This window comes from Pseudoalteromonas sp. Of11M-6 (assembly GCF_022347905.1).
In the GTDB taxonomy this organism is placed as follows: domain Bacteria; phylum Pseudomonadota; class Gammaproteobacteria; order Enterobacterales; family Alteromonadaceae; genus Pseudoalteromonas.
In genome coordinates, this window is record NZ_JAKRFW010000028.1 from 1 (window position 1) to 15,558 (window position 15,558).

General features: G+C 45.5%; 13 protein-coding genes. 7 read left to right on the forward strand and 6 right to left on the reverse strand.

What is annotated here, in order from left to right; translation table 11 throughout:
* Positions 1–168 precede the first annotated feature (168 nt).
* The gene (locus tag MHN32_RS14165; RefSeq protein WP_039491539.1) at positions 169–981 is read right to left on the reverse strand and encodes a helix-turn-helix transcriptional regulator; all 813 of its coding nucleotides are present in this window, start codon (positions 979–981) and stop codon (positions 169–171) included.
* Between the two features lie 80 nt (positions 982–1,061).
* Between MHN32_RS14165 and MHN32_RS14170 the strand changes: the two genes are divergently transcribed.
* Positions 1,062–2,234 carry an MFS transporter gene (locus MHN32_RS14170; RefSeq protein ID WP_239422149.1) on the forward strand — a complete coding sequence of 391 codons (1,173 nt, stop codon included), beginning with the start codon at positions 1,062–1,064 and terminating at the stop codon, positions 2,232–2,234.
* Positions 2,235–2,268: 34 nt separating this feature from the next.
* Here MHN32_RS14170 and MHN32_RS14175 read toward each other — a convergent pair whose 3' ends face one another.
* Entirely contained in the window at positions 2,269–2,922 is a 654-nt protein-coding gene (locus MHN32_RS14175; protein WP_010604302.1) for a S24 family peptidase, read from the reverse strand.
* Positions 2,923–3,194: 272 nt separating this feature from the next.
* Between MHN32_RS14175 and MHN32_RS14180 the strand changes: the two genes are divergently transcribed.
* A complete protein-coding gene (locus tag MHN32_RS14180; protein WP_239422151.1) occupies positions 3,195–4,607 on the forward strand; it encodes a glycosyl hydrolase family 18 protein in 1,413 nt (470 codons plus the stop codon).
* Positions 4,608–4,732: 125 nt separating this feature from the next.
* Here the strand turns inward: MHN32_RS14180 and MHN32_RS14185 are convergent, their stop codons facing one another.
* Entirely contained in the window at positions 4,733–4,933 is a 201-nt protein-coding gene (locus MHN32_RS14185) for a hypothetical protein (protein WP_010374359.1), read from the reverse strand.
* Positions 4,934–5,048: 115 nt separating this feature from the next.
* Positions 5,049–7,082, reverse strand: a complete 2,034-nt coding sequence (locus MHN32_RS14190) for a glycoside hydrolase family 97 protein (protein WP_239422176.1) — start codon at positions 7,080–7,082, stop codon at positions 5,049–5,051.
* 201 nt (positions 7,083–7,283) lie between these two features.
* On the opposite strand from MHN32_RS14190, the gene MHN32_RS14195 reads away from it, so the two are divergent.
* Both MHN32_RS14195 and MHN32_RS14200 read left to right on the forward strand, forming a co-directional pair.
* Positions 7,284–7,931: a methylamine utilization protein gene (locus tag MHN32_RS14195; protein WP_102055850.1), complete on the forward strand. Its 648-nt coding sequence runs from the start codon at positions 7,284–7,286 to the stop codon at positions 7,929–7,931.
* A complete protein-coding gene (locus tag MHN32_RS14200) occupies positions 7,912–9,153 on the forward strand; it encodes a hypothetical protein (RefSeq protein WP_239422153.1) in 1,242 nt (413 codons plus the stop codon). Before MHN32_RS14195 ends, MHN32_RS14200 begins: the two co-directional genes overlap by 20 nt.
* 50 nt (positions 9,154–9,203) lie before the next feature.
* Here MHN32_RS14200 and sthA read toward each other — a convergent pair whose 3' ends face one another.
* Both sthA and MHN32_RS14210 read right to left on the reverse strand, forming a co-directional pair.
* Entirely contained in the window at positions 9,204–10,640 is a 1,437-nt protein-coding gene (gene sthA / locus MHN32_RS14205) for a Si-specific NAD(P)(+) transhydrogenase (RefSeq protein WP_019647413.1), read from the reverse strand.
* 35 nt (positions 10,641–10,675) lie between these two features.
* Entirely contained in the window at positions 10,676–11,803 is a 1,128-nt protein-coding gene (locus MHN32_RS14210) for a fatty acid desaturase (RefSeq protein ID WP_239422155.1), read from the reverse strand.
* Between the two features lie 125 nt (positions 11,804–11,928).
* On the opposite strand from MHN32_RS14210, the gene fabR reads away from it, so the two are divergent.
* The 3 genes from fabR (at position 11,929) to leuB (ending at position 15,549) form a co-directional block, all read left to right on the forward strand.
* On the forward strand, positions 11,929–12,552 hold the full coding sequence (gene fabR, locus MHN32_RS14215; protein ID WP_010374371.1) for an HTH-type transcriptional repressor FabR: 624 nt from the start codon (positions 11,929–11,931) through the stop codon (positions 12,550–12,552).
* A gap of 376 nt (positions 12,553–12,928) precedes the next feature.
* Entirely contained in the window at positions 12,929–14,476 is a 1,548-nt protein-coding gene (leuA, locus tag MHN32_RS14220; protein WP_211867459.1) for a 2-isopropylmalate synthase, read from the forward strand.
* Positions 14,473–15,549: a 3-isopropylmalate dehydrogenase gene (gene leuB / locus MHN32_RS14225; RefSeq protein ID WP_239422157.1), complete on the forward strand. Its 1,077-nt coding sequence runs from the start codon at positions 14,473–14,475 to the stop codon at positions 15,547–15,549. Before leuA ends, leuB begins: the two co-directional genes overlap by 4 nt.
* Positions 15,550–15,558 lie beyond the last annotated feature (9 nt).

Consider the following 15,558-nt stretch of genomic DNA (forward strand, 5'->3'; position numbering starts at 1 on the left):
AGAGGCCGAGGTAGCACCTCATCAAGAGCCCGGATATAAGCACGCAATCACACCAATAATGCTAAAAATGGCTTGTACAATTGGAGGAGTCCATATAAGACGGTTTACCCGCCGATTTGTGAATTCATAATATTCTGTGGGAAAGTATTTATTGATCCCAAATTACCATTACTTTTTAATGTACTGTCCCGGTGGTTTGCCAAAGACTTTTTTAAACGCATTGCTAAATGCGGCGGTAGATTCAAAACCCAAATATTCAGCTGCTTGTTGCTGAGAGTACCCATCTTTCAGCAGCTCAATTGCTTTGATAGCTCTTAATTTCTGGCGCCAATCACTGAAGCCCATCATAAAACATTTGTGGAATAAGCGGTTGAGTGTGCGAGTTGATGCGCCGACTTGATCACTCCAGGCCTCCAAGCTTATTTTGCATCCTGGATTTGTATGTAGCTCGGTCACAATGGGTAAGATCCGAGCATCCTGTGCACTTGGAATAAAAAAGTGGCACGTTGTAGCTGATGTTAATCTATCAATAAAGACCGTAATAAATCGCTCTGTTTTTTCATCTAAGTGGTACTCTTCCTGCCAAGTACAGATCTCCAGTATAAATTGCTTCAGTAGTTCATCTACCGCAATTAGCTTCGCTTTATTCCCTAGCAACTCGGTGTATTTATTGTCGATATAGACACTACGAAAATCTCCACCGTAGCGACAATACGTCTCATGCGGAAGGCCCGGAGGTAGCCACAAAGCTTGGTCGGGAGGGATCACGAAAGTGCCTTCAGGAGTTACAATTGTGATGACTCCATTGCTTGTATATGCGAGCTGCCCCCACTCATGTTGGTGCCGTTGAACATGCTCCCACTCCGCTTTTTTTACCGCTCTTGGCAGGATTGGCCGGCCAAGGGTTGGCTTTAAGAAGCGCTTATATTTGGGCTGAATACGCCAAGGAGAAGTTGTCTGTTTTGATAAAGAACTTGGCATAATTATGTATATCAGAAATTAACGTGTGGCCATATTATAGCCATAACTTTTTAATAGTTGTGCTTTATGTGGAGATAATCATGAAGAATGCTTCTCAAGGATGGCAAAGTCCTTTTAATTTCTTAGTGCTCGCTACCGTAGTTATGGCCGTTACATTCGCAGGCTGGATGGCCATGCTCAATAACTTTGCGATTGAAGCCGCAAACTTCAATGGCGCTAATATGGGAATGTTGCAATCCCTGCGTGAGATCCCCGGGTTTTTAGCGTTTACAGCGGTATTTGTTTTATTGGTGTTAAAGGAGCAAACCTTCGCACTGATCAGCTTGTGTTTGCTGTCGCTTGGCGTCGCCATTACCGGCTTGTTGCCTACTATTTATGGTTTGTATGCAACTACAGTGTTAATGTCGATAGGTTTTCACTATTTCGAGACGCTGAATCAATCTCTCAGTTTACAATGGTTCAATAAAGATGAGGCACCGGCCAAACTAGGTATCTTGCTCTCTATTAAATCCATCGCTTCTCTGATCACCTATGCGGTAATATGGCTGGGTTTTAGCTACTTCTCCGCAGACTATCAGTGGATGTATCTGCTTATTGGAGGGGTTGGCTTTATCATTGCGCTATTTATGTTTATCGGCTTTCCAACCTTTGAAATGCATACTACGCAGCATAAAAAGCTCATTTTGAGAAAAGAGTACAGCCTATATTACGCCTTGATTTTCTTCTCGGGTGCGAGACGACAAATATTTATGGTGTTTGCGGGTTTCTTAATGGTGGAAAAATTTGGTTTTGATGTTGCACAGATCACCGCGCTTTATATATTGAATCATTTGATAAACATATTTATCGCCCCCAAAATTGGTCAAATGATTGGGCATATTGGTGAGCGTAAAACACTGACAATCGAATATGTGGGACTCATTTTTGTATTTATTGGTTATGCATTGGTAGAGTCAGCAAGCTTTGCAGCAGCGCTTTATGTCATCGACCATCTGTTTTTTGCGATGGCCATTGCACTCAAAACTTATTTTCAAAAAATTGCTCGGCCAGAAGATATCGCAGCAACAGCTGGGGTTAGCTTTACTATTAACCATATTGCAGCAGTAGTGATCCCAGCAAGCTTTGGCTTAGTATGGTTATACGATCAATCCTTAGTGTTTTACTTTGGTGCTGCACTTGCGGTGTGCTCATTGGTGTTGAGTCAATTTGTGAATACAGCCAATGTGCAGGAAAAGCTGGCTAAATCCGTGTGATGCTCCAGCATCACACGAATAGTGACATTGCAGTTTAGATACTGCGACCACACCAAACAACACGCCCTGCAATGCCGTGACTGTCGGCATTATCAGCGGTGATCTCCCAGCTCGGGTAATCAGGGTTATCACTGATCACTTTGAGCTGAGAGTGCTTTTGTTGCACTCGCTTAGCCATGAGACCCTCTTCTGTTTGAATGATATAAACCGCATCTTTACTGGGTTGATTCTGTGAAAGGTCAACGAGTACCATGTCGCCGTCTAGCAACGTGGGCTGCATACTATCACCACGGATAGAGACAAAGGCGAGCTTCTCTGAATACACGCCAAGATGGGAGTTTAGCCAACGACGGTTGAGTGCAAACTGCTCGGTAACTTCTTCATGACCAATTACACTGCCCATACCTGCACTGGCCTCAATATCAAGTTTAGGTATGAGGGTAAGTTCATCTTTAAGCTGACCTTGTGGTTTATCTAAGGGTTGTTCACCGGTGAGTAACCAGTTCAGATCAACGGCAAATAGGCTATAAAGGTGCTCAAGATATATCATTGAAGGGCGACTTAAGCCGCGACAAATACGGTAAATATGGGAAGGGGATTTACCTGTTAACTGGGCAAATTGGCGCTTATTGCCGCCTGCAAATTGCTCGACTAAGGTTACAAATCGTCTTGAAAATGCCGTACTCATCTCTTAATTATTCTCTTTATAGCGCCTAAACCCGCAAGCATACTGAGCTACGCCTTATCTGTACAGTCTCGCTGCACTAGTTGGACATTTTATAAACGAGTATAATCAAGGACGAATAATGGCCTAAACAGAGGGGTTATTTCATTAGACTAAGGTCGTAGTGAGTTGGGTTGTACGAAATTTGTCCATGCTGGTAGGCTAGAATCGCAAGTTAACATTTATTTAAACTCGGCACGACTTGCTTTAGCCGACATACAACATGGAAAAAGGTAATGAAATATACAAATTTATTAATTGCACTTCCGCTCTTGGGCGCGATGGAAGTTGCACTGGCGGTTGACTGTAGCAACTTAACACAATGGCAATCACAGCAGGTATATACAGGTGGTGATGCTGTCACCTATCAGTCAGCTAAATACACCGCGAAATGGTGGACACAAAACCAAAACCCAGCGCAAAATTCTAATACTTATGATGTCTGGCAAGCAAACGGCAGTTGTGATCCTGTAACGCCATTGCCCCAGGTTTCGGTCACCTCTCCAAGCAGTAACGCACGAGTGTTAGTGGGTTCATCAGTTAGCCTAGCGGCGGCAGTAAGCCATCCGCAAGACACGGCAATCGACAGTGTTGAATTCTATCTCGATGGCACGCTTGTCGCCTCTGACAACAGTGCACCTTATGAGGTGATGTGGCAAGCGCAGGGACTAGGTAATCGCGCATTAACTGTCTATGCAACTGATGTGTCTGGGGCACGAGGAGAATCGAGTGCGGTGAACTTCAGTGTCGTGTCTGACGAGGTTCCTCCTGGCGATCCTAATTTTAAAATTGTCGGCTATTTCCCAAGTTGGCAGGGAGCCGTGAGTGATATTCAGTTTGATAAACTCACCCATATCAATTACTCATTTTTACTACCCAATGCAGATGGTACACTGAGACCGCTTGAAAATTTAAGCAAAATGACAGCGCTAGTAAATTCGGCTCACGCCAACAATGTAAAAGTGGGGATCGCCATTGGTGGCTGGAACGGGGGCGACGATAGTGCATTTGAGACATTCGCTAGTTCACAGCAAGGCAGAGCCCGTTTCGTGCAAGAGGTCATTGCGTTTGTAGAGCAGCATAATCTAGATGGCGTTGATATGGATTGGGAATATCCAGATCCCGGTGCTTCGGCAAATAACTATGCATTACTGATGAAGGAATTAAGCGTTGAGTTACGCGCCAGAGGTAAATTCTTGACGGCAGCTGTGGTGGCGCTTGGCTACACCGGTGGTGGCGTGTTGGAATCTGTATTCCAAGATATCGACTTTTTAAATTTGATGGCGTACGACGCGAACAATACTGATCATGCTTCTATGCAATACGCCAAAGACTCAATAGCTTACTGGCAAGGTCGTGGGCTCAGTAAAGAAAAAACCGTATTAGGTGTACCATTTTATGCAAGACCCACTTGGAAAGCGTATCGCACCTTACTACAAGAGAACCCTGCTAATGCCTGTCGCGATAGTGATGGTAGTAGTCACTACAATGGTATCCCTACGATCCGCGCAAAAACGCAGTACGCTAAGCTCAATGCCGGTGGCATTATGAATTGGGAGCTATCCCATGACAGTAATGGCCCTGCGTCGCTATTAACAGCGAAATGGGAAGTTGCTAATGGTGTAACACCAAGCTATCAATGTCAGTAAATTATTACTTATAACTCAGCTCGGCGGCGAGTGAGAGCTGGCCGTTGAGCATATAGAGAGTTCGACTGAGAAATAGGCTAACTACATATTTTTATAATATCTAGCCTATATATGGTGGGAAATGCTTATAAACAGCGCTCCATTACGCTGCAGGTAACAGCCGGTGAACTTGGACGTTGACACCAGTAATCGTTATTAGTCGTTTCACACATAACGCCGGTTTCTGGTCCTCTACCACCAGCTGCTTGCGGTGTTAGTTTTACGGCAAGTTGACTTTGTTGATAGTCTAATTGTTTTAGTTTTTTCTTTGCTAGGGTAAGTTTCATATTATTTTCCTTTGAAATAAGAATGTCTTAATAGACTATTTTACCCTACTGCATAGTTTATTAAATGTACAGATCAAAGCGGTGACTACCCAGCTTTTGAGTAGTCACCTTATGTTTAAAGCGCTTTAAAACGAATAGCAACACCGCCGCCAGCAGCCAGTTTTAATGTCAGCTTGTCGGCACTTGTTACCTTTTTACGGTAAATATTCATTTCATACGGGTTTTGTTTCCATTCGGCTTTCTCACCGTCCGCGTAGATTTGCGCTTCAAAGGTTTTACCTGACTCAAGGAAATCTAAAGTAATAGGAATTTCTCTTGCTTCCTCGTCAGTTACTGCGCCCAAGAACCAATCGTTACCACTATATTGTTTATGCTTGCGCTCCTTTCTGGCAAAGACAACATAATCACCCACTTCTCCTGCAAGTGCGATACTGTGTTCCCAGTCGGTGGGTACGTCTTTAATAAACTGAAAAGCATCTGGCTTAGCGAGATAATTTTCTGGCAAATCGGCCGCCATTTGAATTGGACTATAAAGCACAACATAAAGCGCTAATTGCTTGGCGAGGGTGGTTTGTGGGCGGTTGGTTTTATCGCCAAGGCCGTTGAAGCCCATGTCAAAAATACCCGGAGTAAAGTCCATTGGGCCTGCTAACATGCGGGTAAAGGCAAGCATTGGCACATGCTCTGGTGGGTTTGGTGGCGTGCCCCAAGCGTTGAACTCTTGCCCTCTTGCCCCTTCTCTCGCAATCCAGTTTGGATAGGTACGACGCAGGCCGGTATCTTTGATTGGTTCATGCGTGTTAATACTGATATTGTGTTTAGCCGCGAGTTTGACGTTGTCTAAGTACTCATTTGCCATAAATTGACCGTCGTGCCATTCGAATCTGGCATTGCCCTTGGCATCAATGCGTTTAATGTTGCCGCCATCGGCTACGTAACCAGTTTTAACTTGGCGAACGCCTGCTTTTTCGTAGAGTGCGAAAGCCGCCTCCATTTGATTGCGATAGTTGCTGACGTTACCAGACGTCTCGTGATGACCTATTAAGCGTGCACCTACTTTTTCTCCGTGCTTGGCTATTTCATCAATATTAAAGTCAGCATAGGCCTCGGTAAAGCTAAAGACATCACCGTTGAAGAACCAGTCGCCATCCCAGCCTATGTTCCACCCTTCAACCAACACGCCATCAAAGCCATGGTCAGCGGCAAAGCTCAAATATTCTTTGGTACGCGCCGTAGTCGCTCCATGTTTATCGCCGCTGCCCCAGGTATTTTTGTTGATGTGCATGCCCCACCAAATGCCGATGTATTTACCTGGCTCAACCCAAGATACATCACCGAGTTTATTTGGTTCGTTGAGGTTTAAAATAAGGTGAGAGTTCAATAAGTCGGTGGCTTCATCGCCTATTTGCAGGGTGCGCCAAGGTGTATTGAACTTACCATTGGTTTTTACTGCAACGCCATCTGACCAAGGTGTTAGATCAGCAACAAATGTTCCTGGGCGACGCTGGTTTAAGGTCATGCCCGCATAGTCAATTAGGGCCGCTTCATGGACACTGATATGAACCCCGTCTTGATTCTTTAAGGTAAACGGGGTGTGCACATGTGAGGCATCGTGCAGTGGTGTGGTGTTGTATACATATTCATAGCGATTCCAGCCACGAGCAGGGATCCACCACGCGGTACTTTTATCACTTTGTGCAAAGGCGAACTCGGTCAATTCTCTGGTGATATTAAGCGCTTGATTTTGAGCAACCTCATAGCGAAAGCCGACACCGTCATCAAATACTTTTACACGCACAGTATATTGCGGCGACTTGTCTGCCTGCTTAGCAAAGGTGACAGCAAGCTCATTGTGCTTATCTTGGATCACTCGGGCTTCGCCCCAAGGCTGTTGCCAACTGCTATCGACGCTATTACGCTGATGTGTGGTGATACTTAAGCCATCGCGCATCGATGCAGCTGTTGCGAAATCAAAACCAAGTTTAGACGGTTGAATAATGGTTTTGTTGTTAAAGCTGACTTGGTAGGTCGGCTGGCTATTATCATCACTCAAGGTAAAAGTGATTTTGCCATCTGGCGAACTCACAGCTAAAGATGCGGCAAAGCTCGTAGTCGTAAACAAGCTTAATCCGATCAGGGAAAGTGACATGGGGCGCATAGTTTTTCCTTCTTGTTGTCGGCACGAAAATTCGTGTTCTTTTGCACATAAGCTAAGCTTACTGTTGTATGCTAACGTTCACGTAAAAGTTGCATACGTATTCATGCTGTAAATGCGATGAATGTAATAATTATTCCGCTCGGTCTAGTGTAGACAAGCTAAGAAAAATAATAAGGATAGGTTGAACTGCTTATGCTAAACCTAACAATTTTTGGGCGTATTGCTGTTGTGATGGCAATGCTACAAGCCGGTCTAGTCAATGCCCTTGAAGTGCAAATAGTCGATGCTGATAAACAGCCGCTCGCGAATGCCGCGGTGTGGTTGCAAGGAGATAGCTTTGATAACAAAAGAACGATGCTAGATTATAAAATGGAGCAAAAGGACAAAGCGTTTGTGCCACATATTTTGATGGTGCAAGCAGGCACCCAAGTCTCGTTTCCAAATTTAGATCCCATTCTCCATCACGTCTATTCGTTCTCTGCTGCAAAGCCATTCGAGCTTAAGCTGTATCGCGATGACCCGAAACAAGTATTATTTGATCAAACCGGTGTGGTTGAGCTTGGCTGCAATATTCACGATTGGATGCTGGGTTATATCGTGGTTGTAGATAGCCCATTATTTGCGGTAACGGATAGCAGCGGCAAAGTATCAATCGACCTAGGTGCTCAGCAAGCCAGCGCACTAAAGCTGAATGTATGGCATGAAAGATTCGAAAATATAGACAAAATAGAACAGCATCCGCTCTCCATCGTGAATAACACTCAAGCAATTACCTATCAAATTAAGCAAACACTGGTTGCTCCACTTCAGGATTTCTCCGATGGCTTCGATGATTACTAAGCTAAGCGCCGCTTTGGCATTATTCGCCATAGGGCAAGCAGGTGCCGTTGAGATTTCTGGACAAGGGCAACTGCAAACGACCTGGCAGCATGATGATAATCGTAAAGCTTGGTATCAACCTGGATGGGGCGTTACGCGTTTTGGGAAAGGGGAGCCAGATATTACGCTTAGTCGAGGCGCTATTGATTGGCGTGTAGATTTTGCTAGCGCTTGGTCTTTGCACGGGGTAACACAGTATGTGCCAGACCCAGATGACAAGCTCGGCTTTACAGAACTGTATTTGCAGTATCGAACACTGCCTAAAAATGGTCGCCGCTTTATTGTTCGAGCGGGCGGCTTTTATCCGAAGTTTTCTATTGAGAACCCAGATATTGGCTGGTCATCACCCTATACATACCAGTATTCGGCTATCAACGCTTGGATAGGTGAGGAAGTGCGAGTATTTGGAGGTGAAGTCGCGATTGAGCAGCCGCAGACGCGTCGTAGCCGCGGTCAGGGATTCAAAGGTGTGTTTGGTGTTTTTAAGGGTAATGATCCGGCTGGCACTTTACTCGCATGGCGAGGCTTTACCGTGCATGATAGGCAGTCGGTGTTTAACGAAAGTCTCCCCTTTGCTGCGGTAGAGTCGTTGAACACACCGCAGCTACAACATCAAGCACAGCATGTTGAACCGTTTTCGGAAGTAGATGGCCGATTTGGTTATTATGTTGGGTATCATCGCGACTTTTCAAACCGTAGTGAGATCAATGTCTATTGGTACGATAATAATGGCGATCCAAGTAAGATCAACTACCAAACTGGGCAGTATGCGTGGGATACTAAATTTATTAGTGCAGCTTGGCGTTACAAGTTAACCCCGCAGACGCATATACTCGTACAAGGCATGCTGGGTAATACCGCCATGGGTGTCAATCGCGGCGTCGATAATGACTTTAATAGTTGGTTTTTGCTACTCACACATCAGCGCGATGAGTGGCGCTTTTCCTTACGGGGGGAGCAGTTCAAAGTCATCGATAACGATGATTGGCAGTTTGACCCAAACCAAAGTGATGGCCATGCACTAACCGCTACAGTGAAGTATCAAATTAATAGCAATTGGCTGGTAGGCGGTGAGTTTTTGAGGCTGACAACCACAGTTGCAAACCGCGAGGCCTTTAACGGAAAGCCCAAGCAAAGCGATAATGTGTGGCGACTCAGCGCGGAGTATCGTTTTAATTTATAACAATAAGCGTGACGCTCAAGGTGTCACGCTTATTCATGCCATACGATGCGCTAATCCAGCAGACGATTAATGCCGTTTAATGCTGCAACGCGATAGGCTTCGGCCATTGTTGGATAGTTAAAGGTAGTATTGATAAAGTACTCGATATTATTACCCGTTCCTTTTTGTTCCATAATGGCTTGGCCGATATGGATGATCTCGGATGCACGTTCACCAAAGCAGTGAATACCTAATATCTCTTTGGTTTCTGCATGGAACAAAATTTTCAAGCTACCGACTTCAGTGCCTGTGATCTGTGCACGAGCCAAATGTTTAAACTGGGCACGGCCCACCTCATAGGGAATGCGCGCAGCGGTGAGTTCTTGCTCTGTTTTACCAACAGAGCTCATTTCTGGAATGGTGTAAATGCCGGTTGGGATATCGGTGATCAAACGATCATCACAGGCACCATGCACAATCGCATTGGCCGCAATACGCCCTTGATCGAACGCCGCACTGGCTAGGCTGGGATAGCCAATCACATCTCCTACTGCGAAAATGTTGTCCACTTCAGTTTGATAGTGTTCGTTGACTTTAAGCTGGCCACGGCTATCAGCCTTTAGGCCTACGCTTGCAAGGTTGAGTGTTTCGGTATTACCGGAGCGGCCATTGGCCCATAAAATACAGTCAGCACGTACTTTCTTGCCAGACTGTAGATGCACAATAACCCCTTTGTCATGGGTCTCTACCTTCGCAAACTCTTCGTTATGGCGAATAACAATACCATTATTCCAAAAATGGTAACTGAGTGCGTCAGAGATCTCGGCATCCATAAAGGCCAATAAGCGGTCGCGGGTGTTGATGAGGTCTACCTTTGCGCCAAGTCCTTTAAAGATTGAGGCATATTCACAGCCTATGACCCCCGCGCCGTATATCAATACGCGCTGAGGATTATGCTCAAGGCTTAAAATAGTGTCGCTGTCGTAGACGCGAGGGTGGTTAAAATCAACGCCTGGTGGGCGGTATGGGCGCGAGCCTGTGGCTATTACAATGGTTTTGGCGGTGAGTAGCTCTTGTGAACCATCTTGATGAATGACTTGTACCGTATTTGCGTCAACAAAGCTGGCATCGCCTTGGAATAAGTGAATGCGGTTACGACCATAAAAGCTAGAACGCAATGTTGACTGTTTTGAGATCACATCACTGGCATGGTGCAAAATATCTTGAAAGGTATGGCGCTGCGGGCGCTCAGTAAAACGATAAAGTGGATTCGCTTTATACTCAATTAAACGACTGACAGAATGGCGAAGCGCTTTTGAGGGAATGGTGCCCCAGTGAACGCAGCCACCGCCAACTGCATGCTGGCGTTCGATAACCGCGACTTTCTTACCACTTTTAGAGAGGTTCATGGCGGCGCCTTCACCGCCAGGTCCGGTGCCTATAATAATGGCATCGTATTGATAGGATTGTGGAACAGTTTCGGTTTTTTCTGCAGCTTTTTTGCTCACGGCCTCACCCCTTTAGTTATTGAGGCCGCTGAACGTTATGCCGTTTTCAGTAGCCTCGAATTTAGTGCAATCCAAGCTTGTTTTTGGCTTTCCCAAGCTTGTTCTAGCTCTTTATATTGTTGCATCAGTGCGGAATGTTCGCACTGTGCAAGTACTGCTTCTTTCTTCGCCTCGAGTACCTGTTTTTGCACAGTACAGTAGTTTTGAAGCTTTTTAAGAAGTAAATCATACTCTTGTTGTAACAATGTAAGCTTATCTTGCGCCAAAGGCAATTTTGCGAGACTGACTTTAGTCTTATTCAACAAGGTCTCCGCCTTAGCTTTTTCAATGCGTTCAACCGGAGTGCGTTTTAGCTTACTAGCAAGGCCCAGTGCTGCAAAAGTACGGATCAGCCATTTAGTTGGGTCATAGTGATACCAGTGAATGCCATTACGGTAGTCGCTGGCAAAAATATGATGAAAGTTATGGTAGCCTTCACCGTAAGTGAATAGGGCTAGCAAACCATTGTCTCGCGCGGTATTTTTTTCGGTGTAAGGACGACTACCCCAAATGTGCGCCAGTGAATTGATAAAGAAGGTAAAGTGTTGACTGAGTACGAGTCTGAGTACGCCCGCAAGTAACAACATGCCAAACACATTTCCGAGTAATAAACCTAGCACTAACGGGATGCCGATATTCGTAAGTAACACCAATTTCATATAGTGCTTGTGTTGCCACATCACGATAGGGTTACGTTGTAAGTCTCTGGCGTTATTATAATCACCGTAAGTCTCGCCTTGATAATCTCTCAGCATCCAACCGATATGGCTATACCAGAAGCCTCGTGTTGCGGCGTACGGATCTTTTACTGGGTCGTCGACTTGGCCGTGGTGTACACGGTGATCGCTACTCCAATGTAATATACTGTTTTGTAACGCGAATGCGCCACCCAACGCAAAAATAACTTGAATCACAGGATGGGCGTCATAGGCTTTATGCGCCCATAAACGGTGATACCCTGCGGTGATCGACAGACCGGCGTAAAACATACAGGCAACAAAAGCTACCCAGTGGCTGGTGGTATAGCCGTATTCAAAGCCATACCAAGGCACCAAAGTGATCGCAGCTAAAAACGATAAGCTAAAGAACAGCACATTGGTCCATAAAATGGGTGGTTTTTTCATCAATTAATCTCAAAATCTAATTTCAGCGTACAACTGTACGCTAAAATAGTATTTCATTCTTGCTGCGTCAAGGTTTAGACTGCGGTTTATTGTTCTTATTTTTCGAAGCGAATTGGGGAAAGTCCATGGCTGGTGTACGCGCCCAACAAAAACAGAAGACCCGTCAAGCGCTTATCGAAGCGGCATTTAATCAACTAAGTGCTGAGCATAGTTTCTCGAATTTAAGCCTGCGTGAAGTCGCACGAGAGGCGGGTATCGCACCCACTTCGTTTTATCGTCATTTTAAGGATATGAACGAGCTCGGGCTGACTATGGTAGATGAAGCGGGTTTAACCTTGCGACAATTAATGCGCCAAGCAAGACGTCGCATCGCTAAAGGTGGTAGCGTGATTAATACTTCTGTGCACACCTTCATGGAATTTATTGAGCAGTCGAGCAACCAGTTTCGTTTATTACTGCGTGAACGTTCGGGTACGTCGCCTGCGTTTCGTGCCGCCGTTGCTAGAGAAATCAAACATTTTATCTTAGAGCTTGCTCATTACCTTGAAACAGAAACGGGAGTAGATACCCATCACGCCCACATGCAGGCTGAAGCAATGGTCACCTTAGTATTTAGCTCTGGTGCTGAGGCTTTGGATCAAGACCCCCCTCAACGCGCTGAACTGACCGAGCGTTTGAAGTGGCAGTTGCGGTATATCGCAAAAGGTGCCTCTGGTTATGCAAAACATCCAGAACCAATAAAAAAATAGCCTAAATTGGCTATTTTTTTATTGGTAATTAAAATTCAAAATAACCCTGCTCACTTCATATCCTATCTGTGTTCACTTCTGATCTTGAAATATATTTTCTAAAACTGGCGTTATTGTGATTTAAGTTTCCAATAAGTCGAGGTTTGAACTCTATTTTTGGGATAATTTATGCTTGATTGTCGCTTTTAAAGCATGTTAAAACATAACCAATTCATCAACAGGAACACTTAGCTCAATGAAAATGACTGCGCGTATTTCACTCTTTCTTAACCTCCTACTGGTAAACCAGAGGGATGGGGTGTAATTGCGCGAATTGAGCGACATTTACTGTAGACACCCCGCACTTGCGGGGTTTTTTTTGGCTGAGGATAAGGGTATGCAAGATAAAGTCTGGATTTTCGATACAACATTAAGGGACGGTGAGCAGGCGTTAAAAGCCAGCTTAACAGAAGAAGATAAAATACAACTGGCGCATACCATTAGTCGTCTCAATGTGGATGTCATGGAAGTGGGTTTTCCAGTATCAAGTCCGGCTGATTTTCGTGCGGTACAACGCATTGCTGCCGAGGTAAAAGGTCCAGCGATTTGCGGCCTTGCGCGTGCGGTTAGTAAAGATATCGACGCGTGTGGCGAAGCCCTTAAAGGTGCTGAGCAGCGTCGCATTCACACTTTTATTGCAACCAGTCCTCTGCACCTAGAACATAAGTTAAGAATGAGTCTAGATGATGCGACTAACATGGCGATTAAGGCCATTTCTCAAGCCAGAAAGTACACTGATGATGTTGAGTTTTCATGTGAAGATGCCGGCCGTACGCCACATGCTGATCTGTGTCGTATTGTTGAAGCGGCGATTAATGCCGGTGCATCCACGATTAACTTGCCTGATACCGTAGGTTACGTCACACCAGACGAGTATGCAGCGATGATTTACCATATTCGTAATAATGTGCCTAACATCGACAAAGCCAGACTAAGCGTCCATTGTCACAACGATTTAGGACTTGCGGTGGCAAACTCAATCGCGGCGGTACAAGCCGGTGCAAGACAAATCGAATGTACCATCAATGGTATTGGTGAGCGTGCAGGTAACTGCTCACTAGAAGAAGTGGCGATGATCATGAAGATGCGCCAAGACCACCTAAAAGTGCACACCGATATTCGTAGCGAAGAGATTTATCGCGCGTCGCGCCAAGTTGCTAAAATCTGCAATATGCCGGTGCAGCCAAACAAGGCAATTGTGGGTGAAAATGCCTTTGCACATAGCTCGGGTATTCACCAAGACGGCGTCTTAAAAGCACAAAACACCTATGAAATCATGGCACCAGAAACCGTTGGCGTGCCGAGTAATCAGTTAAATATGACTTCACGCTCTGGCCGACATGTTATCGAGCATCGTCTTACCGAGCTTGGCTATCAGAAATCGGATTACGATATGGATAGCCTGTATGAAAGCTTCTTAGCATTAGCCGATCAAAAGGGCACGGTTTACGACTATGACCTTGAAGCGATGATTTATTTCAACCAAATAAAAGATAAAGACGAGCGCTACCAATTACAGTTCGTCAATGCATCTTCTAACTCTCAATCCATCGCGAGCGCGACTGTGGGGATTGCCTTGAATGGTGAGCTTAAGCAAGAAGCAGCAACCGGCAACGGTCCTGTAGAAGCGGCGTTTTTAGCTATCGAGCGTATTACTGGCATGGCGGTGGAAGTGGTGGAATATAACCTTGATGCGACGGGTAAGGGGGCAAGCTCACTGGGCCAAGTCGATATTATTGCCAAGTTTGATGGTAAGCAATATCACGGTGTGGGACTTGCAGCCGACATTGTTGAAGCGTCAGTGAGAGCGATGATCCGAGTATATAACCTAATTGATAGAGCACAAAAAGTGTCTAGCCTAAAACAACAAAGGAAAGCAGGATGAGTCAAACAAACTATAAAATCGCAGTACTAGCTGGAGATGGAATTGGTCCAGAAGTGATGCAAGCCGCTGAGCTGGTATTAGATAAAGTGGCGACTAAGTTCAACTTTGCTTTAGAAAAATCACCACAAGCGATTGGTGGTGCGGCCATAGACCAATTTGGCGAAGCCTTACCCGCGGCGACATTGGCCGCATGTGAAGCCGCTGATGCGATTCTGTTTGGCTCTGTGGGTGGGCCTAAGTGGGAGCACTTACCACCAAATGAGCAACCAGAACGGGCATCCTTATTACCGCTTAGAAAGCACTTCCAGCTTTTTTGTAATCTGCGTCCTGCGCAGCTATTACCCGCATTGAGCGCTGCCTCTCCACTACGCAGCGACATTAGTCAGCAAGGTTTTGATATTTTATGCGTCCGTGAGCTTACTGGCGGGATTTATTTTGGCGAAAAAGGTCGTCAAGGTGAGGGCGAAAGCGAGTCGGCGTTTGATACGCAAACCTATTCGCGCAAAGAAATCGAACGCATCGCCCGTTTTGCTTTTGATGCGGCGAGACTTAGAAGCAATCATGTGACTTCTGTAGACAAAGCCAACGTGTTGGCAACCAGTGTACTGTGGCGTGAAGTAGTCAATGAAGTCGTGAAAGAATACCCAGATGTGGCGCTTGATCATATTTATATCGACAACGCTGCGATGCAGTTGGTAAAGCAACCAAGCCAGTTTGACGTGCTACTGTGCGACAACCTGTTCGGTGACATCCTTTCTGATGAATGTGCAATGATCACGGGTTCCATGGGGTTATTACCATCGGCAAGTCTAAATCAATCGGGCTTTGGCTTATATGAGCCAGCAGGCGGCTCAGCACCAGATATCGCCGGGAAAGGGGTGGCAAACCCAATCGCACAAATTTTAAGTGCCGCGCTGATGCTACGTTATTCATTGGGGCAGGATGAAGCGGCACGCGCAATTGAAAAGGCAGTAGCAGAGGCGGTGAAAGATGGTGTAGGTACACCGGATATCTATCCTCAAGCAGGGTTTACTACTATGGATGTCGCGCAAGCGATCGTCGACAGGGTTTAATAAAGGTAA